Source organism: Crocosphaera chwakensis CCY0110, assembly GCF_000169335.1.
GTDB classification, from domain to species: domain Bacteria; phylum Cyanobacteriota; class Cyanobacteriia; order Cyanobacteriales; family Microcystaceae; genus Crocosphaera; species Crocosphaera chwakensis.
Genome location: NZ_AAXW01000003.1, coordinates 92,136 through 105,560 on the forward strand (window position 1 = coordinate 92,136; position 13,425 = coordinate 105,560).

A 13,425-nucleotide genomic window follows, 5' to 3' on the forward strand; every position below is an offset into this window, starting at 1 on the left:
ACCTAAACTCTTGATGTTATGGATAAACTGACAGACGAAACCTTAGTATCATAAACATAAAAGATAATTTTATTGGTTTACTTATGTTATTTACTGAATTAGTTCTGGAAAATTTCGGTCCTTACGCGGGTAAAAATATTATTAACTTACAGACGGAAAAAGATAATGAAACTCGTCCTATTATTCTTATTGGGGGAATGAATGGAGGAGGAAAAACCACACTGATGGATGCCATTCGTCTTGCATTATATGGACAACGCGCTCAATGTTCAACCCGTAATAATCTTAGTTACAGCGACTTTTTAATTCAAGCAATTAATAATCAAACTGCATTAGGAGACGAAACTAGAATCGAATTAGCTTTTGAACACTTTATTGATGACCAATGGAAAGAAATACGCATCGTTAGACGCTGGAACAAACAACCCAAAGATGGTAAAGATACTTTAGGTATTCTCGAAGAAGATTGGCCGGCTAAAGCATTAGCTGAAACTTGGGATGAATATATCGAAACTTTATTACCATTAGGTATTTCTAACTTATTTTTGTTCGACGGGGAACAAGTTAAAGAATTAGCTGAACAAGAAACGCCACCTACTAGCGTTATTGAAGCTATCCAGTCTTTACTCGGATTAGAATTAGTCGAAAGATTAGCCGTAGATTTAGAGGTTTTGGTCAACCGAAAACGGAAGAAACTAGCAACTCAATCACAACTCAAAACTATAGAAGAAATTGAAGATAAATTAAACTATTATAAGCAAGAATTGGAAACCGCAAAACAAGATCAATCATCTATACAAAATAAACTAGACCGCGCTCATGATAAAATCAAAGAAGCATCAGAACGCTTTAGAATAGAAGGGGGAAAAATAGCCTCAGAAAGTAGTACCCTAAAACAAAATATTAATCAGTTAAAAGATAAATTACAACAGCAACGCAACGAAATGGTAAACTTAGCAGCAACCAGTTTACCTTTAGCTTTAATTACTCCCTTACTCACCGAAGCAAAAATACAAGGAGAAACCGAAGTTAAACAACAGCAAGCTATATTAGCTAAGACTGTCTTACAACAACGAGATAAAAAGTTAATCAGCTATCTAGAAACCCTCCAACTTACTGAAGAAAAATTGCAGAAAATTCAAATATTTTTACAAGAAGAATATAAAACTCTTAACCAAGATGCTATAACAACACTTGAATATTATTTAGAAATTACAGAAAAGGAATTAAACCAACTTAATACGCTATTAGACTATAAACTACCTTCACAACTTGATACCGCTACAAAATATCTAGAAATCTTACAAACCTTAGAAGTTGACTTAGATAATACTGACAGAAAATTACAGGTTGCTGCATCTCCAGAAGACTATCAAAAATTGAGTGATGCACTTACGAATGCACAAAAAGAAGCTGCTAAATATCAAACGGAATATAATCAAGCAGAAAAACGCATTAAAGAAGCTCAAAAAGCAGTGCAAATGACTATTAAAGACTTAAGAAGTTTTACTGATGAAGCGTTAGAAAAACAAAATAACGAACACATTATTAAATCGGCTGCTAAAGTCCAAAATACCCTACAATTATTTAAAGAGCGATTAACCCTCAAAAAACTCAATAAATTAGAAGGGGAAGTTACCGAATGTTTCCGTTATTTACTTCATAAATCTGATCTCGTTCATCGCGTTGCTATTGATACCCATAACTTTAGTTTATCCCTTTATGATCCTCAAGGGGAAACTGTTCCCAAACATCGTTTATCCGCAGGAGAAAAACAACTGTTATCGATCGCATTTTTGTGGGGGTTAGCAAGAGTATCCGGACGTAACTTACCCATCGCTATTGATACCCCATTAGGTAGACTTGATTCTTCTCATCGTAATAATTTAGTTGAACGTTATTTTCCCACTGCTTCCCATCAAGTTATCTTACTTTCTACGGATACAGAAATAAGACAAGAGGAGTTACAACAACTTACCGAACAAGATGTGATCGCTCACACCTATCTGCTAGAATATGACCAAAATAACCGTCAAACTACTGTTCATGGCGATCGCTATTTTTGGTAATTTTTTTATTATTGAATTTTGAAAAAAAAATCGGAAATTGTTGTTTCAAAGCTTGCCAAGAGTTTTACTTTATGATAATCTATATCATAATGGTTAATAGTAGCAATTTTAAATTTTTTGCTTATAATTCCATTATAAAACTTACATTTTCAATTTTCACACAAATTTAGCCCAAAAGCAACCCCCTCTTTTTTAACCTTTCTCAAAAGTAGGGTGAGTTAGACGGCATAATAAAAATGAAAACAACGACATAATTATCCATCGTCACCCACTATCTTAATAAGGTGGGCATAATAAAAAAAGAGAATAGAATAGTCAAAATAATTATCAAATTTGACCACCCTACATGGAATGATTATGGAATCACCGATTAAACAAATACGTTTATCACAAACAGCAAAAGACCAGCTAATTAAACTGAAAAGATATACAAAAATAGAACAGTGGAATATTTTATGTCGATGGGGGTTTTGTCGTTCCTTAGCGGAACCGAGTATTCCTTCTCCTGTCCCTATTATCCTCGATAGTAATGTAGAAATGACCTGGAGAGTGTTTGGAGGGGAAATAGCTGATTCATTATTAATTGCTTTAAAACAACGGTGTTATAAAGATGGTTTAGGAACCGATAAAGAAACCTTAATCACTCAATTTAGACTGCATTTACATCGAGGAATTGGTTATTTAGCTGGTGATATGAATATTAAAAAGATTGAACATTTAATTGAATTGACGACAAAATAAAATTAGAAATCATATGAACAACTTATACAATGAAGATTATAAACTCTGGACAGATCAACAAATTGAAGCCTTAAAAAATAGAGATATTGAGTCGCTTGATTGGGATAATTTAGCTGCGGATTTAGATTATCCTAAATATTGGATTAATCACCAATTAGTTATGGTGATCAGTTCTTTACTGGAACTTTATAGCGACTTTAACAGCCAAGATTTTGAAGAATATCATTGGAGAACATTTGTCGATACAAATCGATTGATGCTTAATGGTGTTTTGGAAGATTGGCCTCATTATTCTGATAAAATTAAAGTTGCTATCCCTCAAGCTTATAGCAGTTCCCTTGCTTGTAAGGTACAAAGGTTATCGCTTTGAGGCAGAAGGCAGAAGGCAGAAGGCAGGAGTTACGTGTGCCTCATGAGTCCAAGAATTGCTATATTTAACTGCAGTTAGTTTAATTTCACGTCATGGTAAAGCAAAAAGGGTTGAGGTTCAGTTTCAAGATACCTGTCCCTTCACGTTTGAGCAAATTCTTGAAGAAGGATGGTATCCCAAGTAAAATTTTTGTGTAACTAATTCCCCCAAAAGCTGCTATAATGGCCATTTTGGAGTATATTGTGTTTTAGGAGAAAATTGCTTATATGTCTCGTTATAGAGGACCTCGCCTCAGAGTGGTGCGAAGACTAGGAGAACTGCCAGGGTTAAGCAGAAAAACCCCCCGTCGAGCTTATCCCCCCGGTCAACATGGTCAAGGCCGCCGTAAACGGTCAGAATACGCCATTCGACTCGAAGAAAAGCAAAAGTTATTGTATAACTACGGTGTTACCGAAAAGCAGTTAGTTCGTTACATGAAAAAAGCCCGTCGGTCTACCGATTCGACAGGACAAAAATTATTAGAACTACTAGAAATGCGCTTAGATAACACCGTGTTCCGTTTAGGGATGGCAGGAACTATTCCAGGGGCCCGTCAATTAGTTAATCATGGTCATGTCATGGTTAATGGTCGCGTGGTTAATATTGCCAGTTATCAGTGTCGTCCTGGGGATGTCATTTCTGTGAGAAATAAGGACAACTCTCGTCGCATGGTAGAAACTAATATGCAGTATCCAGGTTTGGCTAACCTTCCTGAGCATTTAGAATTTGATAAAAATACCTTAACCGGTAAAGTCAATAATGTTATTAAACGGGAATGGGTAGCATTACAAATCAATGAACTACTGGTGGTTGAGTATTATTCTCGGAAAGTATAGTTTACGTGGGGCAACTATGATAGTTGTCCTCTTTATTATTAATAAATTCATATCGTTTTTTGTTGAAATTAAAACAGTAGGCTGATGCACTGTCCACCTTACATAATGTCATAATATTTTTTCGTGCTAATTTTTCTTTACCCCTAACTCTCTCAAGAATTGTTACAATATGGCTCATCTCCATTATGTTCGACATTAATCTATGATTTGGCCATTTAAACCTAGACCCAGTAAACAAATAGCCCGTATTGAAATTACAGGGGCGATCGCTTCAGAAACTCGGAAATATGTTCTTGAAGCCCTTAAAACGGTAAAAGAAAAAAAATTCCCGGCCTTATTATTACGCATAGATTCCCCTGGAGGAACCGTCGGCGACTCTCAAGAAATTTACGAAGCCCTCAAACGATTACAAGAAAAGGTGAAAATTGTTGCAAGTTTCGGCAATATTTCAGCTTCTGGGGGGGTTTATATTGGTATGGGCGCACAACATATTATGGCTAACCCTGGAACTATTACTGGCAGTATCGGAGTGATTTTACGAGGTAATAATTTAGAGCGATTATTAGATAAGGTTGGAGTTTCTTTTAAAGTGATTAAATCAGGCCCTTATAAAGATATTCTGGCCTTTGATCGCGAATTAACTGAAGAAGAACAGCATATCTTACAGGAGATGATCGATACCAGTTATCAACAATTTGTGACCACTGTTGCCGAAGGAAGAAACTTAGATGTTGATAATGTTAAAACCTTTGCGGATGGTCGTATTTTTACTGGACAACAGGCATTAGAATTAGGAGTAGTAGACCGTTTAGGAACAGAAGAAGATGCCCGTCGTTGGGCTGCTGAATTAGCCGGATTAAACCCCGATAAAGCCCAATGTTATGACATCGAAGAACCCAAATCCCTATTAAATCGGGTTTTGTCTCGCAACCAAACTAAATCGAAACTGAGAACCTCAATAGATTGGCTAGAATTTGAATTGAAAACCAACGGCCAACCTTTATGGTTATATCGTCCTTAAAATACGTTAAACCAAACAGAAAAATGACTCTAGGGGTGCGACAATGGGAGTGCAACTAACGAACACCGAACATTGTTGGAGGGACGCGATCGTGGAGTGGAAAGTCAGGGGAATTCGAGGGGCAACCACAGTGGCAGAAAATAGCCAAGAAGCCATAAGAGAAGCGGTTAGGGAGTTATTAGATGTCATTGAAAACCAAAACCAACTTAATCCTGAAGATATTGTCAGTGTCACCTTCACCGCTACTCAAGACCTTGATGCTATATTTCCGGCTGCGATCGCCCGTCAACGCCCCCACTGGCAAGATGTTCCCCTCCTAGATGTCCAACAAATGTCGGTTGAAGGTAGTCTAAAACGCTGTATAAGGGTTTTAATTCACATTAATACCCCAAAACCTCAAAAAGAAATTTCTCACGCTTATTTGCGCGGTGCTTCTAATCTTCGTCCTGATTGGCGTTTAACCTATACTAGCCATTCTCTCTAAAAAGGGAACACCGTATCTAACAAGTGTAAAATTTCTTCTTTTCGAGCGATATCAACAGAGATTAAGGATTAAATCAATGGCATTAGTAATTAGTACCGTCAATATGAAAGGGGGTGTGGGCAAGACGACCTTAACCGTCAATTTAGCCACTTGTTTAGCTAAAAATCACGGAAAACGAGTGTTAGTTCTTGATTTAGATGCCCAAATCAGTGCAACCCTGAGTTTAATGTCTCCTCATGAATTTGCCCAAACTAGAAAAAAACGCCGTACCCTCAGTTATTTATTAGATAATATTATTCAACCTAATCCTTATAGTAAGCTCGATATTCATGATATTATTCAACCCTATATTTGTGGTATAGAAGGGTTAGATTTATTACCAGGAGATTTAGAATTGTATGATGAATATATCGTTTCAGAAATGCTGCATAAACAAGCAGCAATGATAGAAAATCCAGATTTTGAAACAGTTTGGAATCACTTTGAGAGGGTTTTAATTCAGAAAATTTTAGAGCCTGTTCTAGAACATTATCACTTTGTAATTATGGACTGCGCCCCAGGTTATAATCTTTTAACCAGAAGTGGATTATCTGCGAGTAATTATTATTTATTACCGGCTCGTCCTGAACCTTTATCCGTGGTAGGAATGCAATTATTAGAACGACGAATTGCTAAATTAAAAGAAAGTCATCAAAATAATCAACCCTTGAATTTGAATTTATTAGGAGTCATTTTTATCTCATCAGGAGGCGGTTTATTAAGTCGTTATTATAACCGAGTAATGCGACGAGTACAAGCAGATTTTTCTCCTGAAAAACTCTTTAAAACTTCAATTCCTATGGATGTTAATGTGGCTAAAGCAGTGGATAATTTTATGCCTGTTGTTACTTCTATGCCCAATTCTAGTGGTTCTAAAGCATTCATTAAATTAGCCGAAGAATTTTTAAGTAAGCTACCCAGTAATTAATTATTAATTATTAATTCTACTAAATTATTGATTAATCTTTCTGGTTCCATAGGAATAATTGTGTTACCTGATAACATATTTTGCGTCAAAATATTATGGATTAAAGTGCCAACAAAAATATGGGCAAGAACTTCAGGATCTTTAATCCTAAGTTCTGGATGTTCTTTGAGATATCCTTTAAAAATGCTAATAGCTGGTTGAGCAACATTTTGTAAAAAAAGCTGCGATAATTCAGGATGTTTACCTGACTCAGCAATAATTAAACGCACAAAACAAAGATAATCAGGATCATTAATTTGTGTCATAATCAGTCGAGCTAATTGAGTCAAAACTTGACGAGGTTCTCCGATTAGAGGTTTTGACCAAACTAAGCGAAACTTTTGGCAAGCAACATATTGAATTAATGCCGTAAATAATCCTTCTTTATCATCAAAATAACTGTACAAGGTTTGTTTTGAAACCCCGGCGGTTTTTGCTACTTGATCCATACGAGTTGCAGCATAACCATGTTCTAAAAATTCTGGTAAAGCCCCTTTTAAAATTTGTTCTGCTTTTTTGTTTAATTGCGTTGAAGAAGAATCTAATATCATCATAATTTTAGGTTATTTTCAATCACACTGAGAAAAGGAAAGAATCATCGATACTTTGATATAGCTCAGCACAAGCAATTATTCACTGGTCACTGTTTAAGTATAGAGAATTGCCAATGATGACGAGTAAGACGATCCTTAATTTGTTGTTCCCAAGTAGACAATTCTTGCTGAAACTGAGGATAGTGTAAACCACTAAGCCAAAGCACCAGAGCATCTTCTCCCGTTTTTTTATAATAGCCTGTTCGTCGTCCTGCCACTTGAAAGCCAAACTTTCGATAGAGAGAAAGAGCAGGTTGATTAGAAACCCTCACTTCTAGGGTAGCACGTTCTAATTTTCGCTTCACCGCATCCCTGAGTAAACCATAAAGTAATAATTGACCTAACCCTTGACTTTGATACCGAGGCGCAATCATTAACAATGTAATATGGGCTTCTTCTAAAATTTCCCAAAAACACCCACAACCAATAATGGTTTGAGTTAAATGAGAAGACAAAACCCAAAAATGACTATTAGAACTCTTTAATTCCCGTTGATAGCCATCTTTTGTCCACAAACCCCCAAGACAATCTTTATCTAAGGTTACAAGTTCATCGAGATCACTTAGCTGAGGTGTACGAAGTTGAATTAAAGAAAATGACATGGAAAAACTAAACTTAATGGCCGACACAAACCTCGATGGTTGCAAGAACAGACTCAGCTAAAGCAGATAAATCATAACCCCCTTCTAACCCAAACAAAAGACGAGAGGTAACGGTTAATAATTTTTGTGTAAAAATGCCATAATCTTTAGGCTGAAGATTAATCGATGCTAAAGGGTCTGCTTGATTGGCATCATAACCTGCACTGACAATTAAAATATCTCCTTGAAACTTCTCTAAAAATGGTATAACTTGCTGATCAAAGGCGACTTGATACTTTTTTATGTCACTCCCTGGTTCCATAGGAATATTCAGCACATTACCATATTTTCCCGTTTCCGTTTCCCTACCGGTTCCAGGATAAGCAGGAAACTGATGCAACGAACAATAAGCGATATTGGGGTTGTTTTCAACGATCGCCTGGGTTCCATTGCCGTGATGCACATCCCAATCTAAAATAGCTACCCGTTCAATCCCATCACATTCTAAAGCATAATCAGCAGCGATCGCAGCATTGGAAAACAAACAAAATCCCATTCCTGTCTTCTGCACCGCATGATGGCCTGGGGGACGGCACAATACAAAGGCCGGTTTCTGAGTTTCCAACACTTGGTCAACTCCATCTAACCAAGCATTAACTGCTAATAACGCCACATTATAACTCTGAGGAGAGACAACTGTATCACCGTCTATAAAACCCCCTCCCTTGGCTGCTAAAGCTTGCACTCCTTTGACATAGTTATCAGCATGAATCTTTGTTATGTGGGGAATGGGATCTCGTTGGGTTGGGTGGGTTGGCTGTTGCCATTGTATGCGATCGCCCCAAGATACGGTTTTCAATGCTTTAACAATTGATTCTAATCTTTGAGGACTTTCGGGATGAAAGCTGCCTGTATCATGTTCTAGAAAAGCATCGGAATAAATAATAGGAAACATTGTAATTGAATCTAAAATTAATCAAAATTTTTGAACTGTATTAAATTGTACCGAATAATTAATAGTTCATAATTAAATCAACTAATATTATATAAAAAATCCCCAACTGTAGAAGTTGGGGCAATTAACAATTCTGTGAAACAAGGTTTATAGTAAATAAACCAAGATAAAAAGAATGATCCAAATGACATCAACAAAGTGCCAGTAAAGTTCGGCTGCTTCCACACCAAAATGGGACTCACTGGTATAATGTCCTGATTTACGAGAACGCCATAAAACCGCTAGGGTTAATAATAGTCCAAAGGTTACATGAAGACCATGAAATCCGGTTAAAGCGTAGAAAGAACTGGCGAATAAATTGGTGGTTAATCCCATTTCTAAATGGAAGTATTCATACATTTGGCCGATAAGGAAAATAATCCCCATCACCGCAGTAATACCGAACCAAAGTTGCAACCCAGAGACATCATTTTTCTTAATCGCAGTTTGTCCTTTGTGCATGACAAAACTACTAGCAACCAGAATAATAGTATTGACTCCAGGTAATAATAATTCTAGTTCTGGAGTGCCTTCCGGAGGCCAAACCGGCATGATAGTTTTGTAGATGATAAAGGCTGTAAATAAGCCTAGGAAAATGGAACTTTCTGCCACTAAAAATAGGGCAATACCAAACAGTCGATGATCCGGATGTCCCTCATGGCCACCGTGATGGCCACTGTGTTCAGGAACCGTTCCTTGAGGTTGTTGAATCGCTGATCCTTGCATAAGAAATTGAAAGGTTGAAATGATTTAATGACAGTTGAAAAAAAGAGGGAATGGGGAAATGGCTGATGAGAAAAAGGTTGCAACTTTTACCACAATTAAACCGATAAATAGATAGTGCCTTTTATTAATTCTGTTGCCTGTTACCCGTTCCCTGTTGTCTATCTCAAAGGATAGAAAAAATTACTTAGAATTAGCTCCAACTTCGGCTAACATATCTTCAATGCTTTCCTCAGAGTCAACCCCTTCGGAGTCAGTACCGTAATCATATGGACCAGCCCATAAAACGGGTTCTTCATCGAAGTTTTCAATCGCTGGAGGGGAGGAAGTTTGCCATTCTAAAGTAAAGGCACGCCAGGGGTTACGACCAGCTTTTTCTCCTTTAACTAAACTGAGGAAGACGTTAATGACAAAGGGAACGGTGGATACAGCCAATAAATAAGCACCGATGGTACAAAGCTGGTTTAAGGGTTGAAACTCAATATCATATAACGCAATACGACGATTCATCCCTAATAACCCTAGTTCGTGCATGGGTAAAAAGGTGATATTTAAGCCGATAAATAGCAGGATAAAATGGGCTTTTCCTAAAGGTTCATTGATCATTCTCCCCGTCATTTTCGGGAACCAATGATAGAACCCGGCAAATAGTCCCATTGCTGCCCCACCAAAAAGAACATAATGGAAGTGTCCGACTACGAAGTAGGTGTCATGGACATGGATATCAAAGGGAACCGAAGATAACATGACTCCAGTTAACCCACCCATTAAGAAAGTGGCAATAAAACCGATACCAAAACACATGGCGGTGTTGAGGTTAATTTTTCCGCCCCAAATAGTGGCACACCAGCTAAAGATTTTAATCCCTGTGGGAACGGCAATGAGCATGGTAGCAGCCATAAAGAAGATCCGCAACCAGCCAGGAGTCCCACTGGTAAACATATGGTGCGCCCAGACAATTAAACCGAGGAAACTAATCGCTAAACTGGAATAGGCGATCGCACGATAACCGAAAATTGGCTTACGGGCATGAACAGGAAGAACATCAGAAATTAAACCAAAGAAGGGTAAAATCATGATGTAAACCGCAGGATGGGAGTAAAACCAGAACATATGCTGGTAAACCACCGGATCGCCTCCTCCTGTGGGGTTAAAGAAGCTGGTTCCTGCGATCAAATCGAAGGATAAGAGAACTAAAGCAGCAGCTAATACAGGGGTAGATAAAAGAATTAAAGCAGAGGTTGCCAGCATGGACCAACAAAACAAAGGCATACTGTGCAAATCCATATCTTTAATACGCATTTTAAAGATGGTGGTGACAAAATTAATCGCTCCCAAAATAGAGGAAGTCCCCACCAATAAGACGCTTAAAATCCAAATTTCTTGACCCCACACCCCACTAATTAAACTGAGGGGAGGGTAAGAAGTCCAACCGGCTTGGGCTGCGCCACCATCCACAAAGAAACTCAGCAGTAACAAAATACCGCCAGGAGGGGTTAACCAGAAAGCTACTGCGTTGAGGGTAGGAAAGGCCATATCATCAGCCCCAATCATTAGGGGGATTAAATAATTGGCAAAAGCAGCCCCAGCTGGGACAATCCATAAAAAGATCATTATGGTGCCATGTAGGGTCATAAACTGGTTATACATGGCAGGGGTAACAAAATCGGGATCGGCGGTGGCCAATTCTGTGCGAAGCACTTCAGCAAAAGCCCCACCGATAAAATAGAACGCGAAAGACGTGACTAAGTATTGAATACCAATCACCTTATGATCCGTACAAAAGGTGAAATAGTCCGTCCATTTCCTTTGTTGATGTTCCATGTGGGTTGATTCGACGGTGATTGTCATAGAAAGGTTTATCAATAATTACGATAGACTTGGCAAAAGAGGTACAAACAAGACATTAAGTCAGGGGTCTAAAGTTGAAGTCAGAACTCAGAAGTAAAACTCTTTCTCTATCTAGGTTTAAAACCAAGGATTTGTTGATTCTTCTTCTAGCTTGCGACTTCTCTCAGATTTAAAAAGCGTAATCAGAACGATTACTGGCTAATTCAGCCACCATGTGGTGATTCATGCCCATATCTTCGGCATAACGGCTGAGAAATTCTTGATCGCTCATATTTTTGGGATCAACGATCGCCGTTTCTCCCATTTGAGCTTCTTGTACGGGTTTATTGGTTTCTTCCCATTGGGCGTAAGCTTCTGCACTATCGACATGAAGCACTGATTTCATACCGCCATGATAGGCACCACAAAGTTCGGCGCAGATGATAGGATAATCTCCTTCACGGTTAGCGGTAAAGGCTAAGGTTGCTTCTCGGCCTGGAATCGCATCTTGTTTTAAGCGCAGTTGGGGAACCCAAAAGGCATGAAGGACATCCCCTGCATTGATGTTTAGTTGCACAGGGCGATCAATGGGTACATGAAGTTCACCCGAAACAATTCCCGTTTCAGGATAGGTGAAAATCCAGGCGTATTGAATGGCTTTAACATCTACCATTACCGCAGGGTTAGTGTCTGTTGAAGCATTACCAATGCCTAAAGCCATTTGATGCTGATGGCCACCCATAGCGATTTGTTGGGGAGAATGATCTCTAGAAATGACTGGATCGAGTCCTCCCATATTGTTATAGGCTTCAAAGCTATAAAGGGCAAGAATGAAGACGATAATGGTTGGAATGGCAGTCCAGAGAATCTCTAAGGGTACATTTCCCTCAATGGGAGGCCCGTCGGTGGTGTCTCCTTTGCGACGACGAAATCGAATGACCGTATAAACTAAGACTCCTTCTATCAAGAGAAACAGTCCCGTTGCAATGGTCATCATAAAGTTGAATATATTGTCTACCTGTTTGGCATCTTCAGAGGCAGCTACTGGCATTAGGCCATGGTTTTGACCATACCAGAGACTCGCTAATGTAATAACGATACCAACGAGTAAGGTGATAATGTTACTTGGAATCTTCACAATGGTTGATGGGTTAGACGATTACCTATCTAATTACGGTAAGGCCAACTTTTGAAAATGATTGGTTTTTTTATAACAGATTTAAGGATCTTTTGTTTTTCTTTAGAATCAAACTTGATTAACAAAGATAACCTTAAGAAATGCGTATTTTAGCTTTTTTTAAGATAGGAACCATAACTTTGAATTAGCATAGAAATAATCGGTTTAAATCTAATTACAGTTAGTCAATATGGCAGCAACAGAAACCCAGTTAAATCTCATTACAAATATTACAGGGGAACCCTATCAACCAGCTAGACTTTATTATCATGTGACTAATAAAAAGACGGTGTTAGGGGTGTTTGAGAAGCTAAAATGTATGCAATATTATGAAAAGAGCGATCGCTGGTATTGGTTATATCACGAGGAAGCAAAAAAAATCCGTTTTCAACAATCTTATAATAAAATTCCGAAAGAAAATCGCCCCGTTCCTTTAGGTTATTTTCAATTTATTGATGATGATTTGATGATGTTAGAAGTGCGATCGTTTCAAAGAGTAGTAGAAGGGATAAAATTCTTTAATACTAGACTAAATTGGCGTGCAGCAGAACCAGTTCGTTTAGCCATTGTTAATAAATTATTTGGTTGTCCTCCTGAAGAAACTCCTCAACCGCCTAATTCTTTTGGTGAATTTTTTGATCGGGAGGATATTATTATGCACAGTCCCGAAGCTTTAGAAGAAGAAATCAATACGATTATTAGTCAACATGAAACTGAGGAAGAAAAAGATAAAGCAGTTACCGCTTACATGGAAGAAAAATCGAAACAACCGTTACCTGAAGTTGAAGAAATTGCTGTTACTATTCATGAAGAAGGTTTATCTATTTTAGAAATGGCTTTAAGAATGAAACATATTGAAGCTTGGGAACATTGGCAAGGTAATAAATATTTTACTCAATATGATTTAATTCAGAGTATGTTAGAAAATATGCCAGATAACCAAGAACAAAGTGAATAGTAT

At 37.9% G+C, this 13,425-nt stretch carries 14 protein-coding genes; 8 read left to right on the forward strand and 6 right to left on the reverse strand.

Annotation, left to right across the window (positions count from 1 at the left end):
• Positions 1–83: 83 nt before the first annotated feature.
• The 7 genes from dndD to CY0110_RS02755 all read left to right on the forward strand — a co-directional run bounded on the left by dndD (position 84) and on the right by CY0110_RS02755 (position 6,527).
• Complete coding sequence (gene dndD / locus CY0110_RS02725) at positions 84–2,069, forward strand: DNA sulfur modification protein DndD (protein ID WP_008273737.1); 1,986 nt, start codon at positions 84–86, stop codon at positions 2,067–2,069.
• 357 nt (positions 2,070–2,426) lie between these two features.
• Positions 2,427–2,810 carry a DNA sulfur modification protein DndE gene (dndE, locus tag CY0110_RS02730; protein WP_157464520.1) on the forward strand — a complete coding sequence of 128 codons (384 nt, stop codon included), beginning with the start codon at positions 2,427–2,429 and terminating at the stop codon, positions 2,808–2,810.
• Positions 2,811–2,823: 13 nt separating this feature from the next.
• Positions 2,824–3,180, forward strand: coding sequence for a DUF29 family protein (locus CY0110_RS02735; RefSeq protein WP_008273739.1), 357 nt, complete (start codon positions 2,824–2,826; stop codon positions 3,178–3,180).
• Positions 3,181–3,446: 266 nt separating this feature from the next.
• Positions 3,447–4,055: a 30S ribosomal protein S4 gene (gene rpsD / locus CY0110_RS02740; RefSeq protein WP_008273740.1), complete on the forward strand. Its 609-nt coding sequence runs from the start codon at positions 3,447–3,449 to the stop codon at positions 4,053–4,055.
• Positions 4,056–4,257: 202 nt separating this feature from the next.
• Positions 4,258–5,076: a signal peptide peptidase SppA gene (gene sppA / locus CY0110_RS02745; protein WP_008273741.1), complete on the forward strand. Its 819-nt coding sequence runs from the start codon at positions 4,258–4,260 to the stop codon at positions 5,074–5,076.
• A gap of 43 nt (positions 5,077–5,119) precedes the next feature.
• Entirely contained in the window at positions 5,120–5,560 is a 441-nt protein-coding gene (aroH, locus tag CY0110_RS02750) for a chorismate mutase (RefSeq protein ID WP_008273742.1), read from the forward strand.
• Between the two features lie 76 nt (positions 5,561–5,636).
• Positions 5,637–6,527, forward strand: a complete 891-nt coding sequence (locus CY0110_RS02755; protein WP_008273743.1) for a ParA family protein — start codon at positions 5,637–5,639, stop codon at positions 6,525–6,527.
• On the opposite strand, the gene CY0110_RS02760 is transcribed toward CY0110_RS02755, so the two are convergent.
• The 6 genes from CY0110_RS02760 to coxB all read right to left on the reverse strand — a co-directional run bounded on the left by CY0110_RS02760 (position 6,524) and on the right by coxB (position 12,425).
• Positions 6,524–7,120, reverse strand: a complete 597-nt coding sequence (locus CY0110_RS02760) for a TetR/AcrR family transcriptional regulator (RefSeq protein WP_008273744.1) — start codon at positions 7,118–7,120, stop codon at positions 6,524–6,526. The two genes, CY0110_RS02755 and CY0110_RS02760, sit on opposite strands and share 4 nt — an antisense overlap.
• A gap of 86 nt (positions 7,121–7,206) precedes the next feature.
• Complete coding sequence (gene rimI / locus CY0110_RS02765; RefSeq protein WP_008273745.1) at positions 7,207–7,761, reverse strand: ribosomal protein S18-alanine N-acetyltransferase; 555 nt, start codon at positions 7,759–7,761, stop codon at positions 7,207–7,209.
• Positions 7,762–7,774: 13 nt separating this feature from the next.
• A complete protein-coding gene (locus CY0110_RS02770; protein WP_008273746.1) occupies positions 7,775–8,695 on the reverse strand; it encodes a histone deacetylase family protein in 921 nt (306 codons plus the stop codon).
• A 147-nt stretch (positions 8,696–8,842) separates the two neighbouring features.
• Positions 8,843–9,460, reverse strand: a complete 618-nt coding sequence (locus CY0110_RS02775; protein WP_008273748.1) for a cytochrome c oxidase subunit 3 — start codon at positions 9,458–9,460, stop codon at positions 8,843–8,845.
• 180 nt (positions 9,461–9,640) lie between these two features.
• Complete coding sequence (gene ctaD, locus CY0110_RS02780) at positions 9,641–11,308, reverse strand: cytochrome c oxidase subunit I (RefSeq protein ID WP_035798314.1); 1,668 nt, start codon at positions 11,306–11,308, stop codon at positions 9,641–9,643.
• 169 nt (positions 11,309–11,477) lie between these two features.
• Positions 11,478–12,425, reverse strand: a complete 948-nt coding sequence (gene coxB / locus CY0110_RS02785) for a cytochrome c oxidase subunit II (RefSeq protein ID WP_008273750.1) — start codon at positions 12,423–12,425, stop codon at positions 11,478–11,480.
• A 229-nt stretch (positions 12,426–12,654) separates the two neighbouring features.
• Here coxB and CY0110_RS02790 point away from each other — a divergent pair, with 229 nt between their 5' ends.
• The gene (locus tag CY0110_RS02790) at positions 12,655–13,422 is read left to right on the forward strand and encodes a hypothetical protein (protein ID WP_008273751.1); all 768 of its coding nucleotides are present in this window, start codon (positions 12,655–12,657) and stop codon (positions 13,420–13,422) included.
• Positions 13,423–13,425: the final 3 nt, after the last annotated feature.

What these genes read in the sequence shown, in the direction of transcription:
- dndD (WP_008273737.1), top strand. Translation starts at nt 84, where the DNA reads ATGTTATTTACTGAATTAGTTCTGGAAAATTTCGGTCCTTACGCGGGT.
- dndE (WP_157464520.1), top strand. Translation starts at nt 2,427, where the DNA reads ATGGAATCACCGATTAAACAAATACGTTTATCACAAACAGCAAAAGAC.
- CY0110_RS02735 (WP_008273739.1), top strand. Translation starts at nt 2,824, where the DNA reads ATGAACAACTTATACAATGAAGATTATAAACTCTGGACAGATCAACAA.
- rpsD (WP_008273740.1), top strand. Translation starts at nt 3,447, where the DNA reads ATGTCTCGTTATAGAGGACCTCGCCTCAGAGTGGTGCGAAGACTAGGA.
- sppA (WP_008273741.1), top strand. Translation starts at nt 4,258, where the DNA reads ATGATTTGGCCATTTAAACCTAGACCCAGTAAACAAATAGCCCGTATT.
- aroH (WP_008273742.1), top strand. Translation starts at nt 5,120, where the DNA reads ATGGGAGTGCAACTAACGAACACCGAACATTGTTGGAGGGACGCGATC.
- CY0110_RS02755 (WP_008273743.1), top strand. Translation starts at nt 5,637, where the DNA reads ATGGCATTAGTAATTAGTACCGTCAATATGAAAGGGGGTGTGGGCAAG.
- CY0110_RS02760 (WP_008273744.1), bottom strand. Translation starts at nt 7,120, where the DNA reads ATGATGATATTAGATTCTTCTTCAACGCAATTAAACAAAAAAGCAGAA.
- rimI (WP_008273745.1), bottom strand. Translation starts at nt 7,761, where the DNA reads ATGTCATTTTCTTTAATTCAACTTCGTACACCTCAGCTAAGTGATCTC.
- CY0110_RS02770 (WP_008273746.1), bottom strand. Translation starts at nt 8,695, where the DNA reads ATGTTTCCTATTATTTATTCCGATGCTTTTCTAGAACATGATACAGGC.
- CY0110_RS02775 (WP_008273748.1), bottom strand. Translation starts at nt 9,460, where the DNA reads ATGCAAGGATCAGCGATTCAACAACCTCAAGGAACGGTTCCTGAACAC.
- ctaD (WP_035798314.1), bottom strand. Translation starts at nt 11,308, where the DNA reads ATGACAATCACCGTCGAATCAACCCACATGGAACATCAACAAAGGAAA.
- CY0110_RS02790 (WP_008273751.1), top strand. Translation starts at nt 12,655, where the DNA reads ATGGCAGCAACAGAAACCCAGTTAAATCTCATTACAAATATTACAGGG.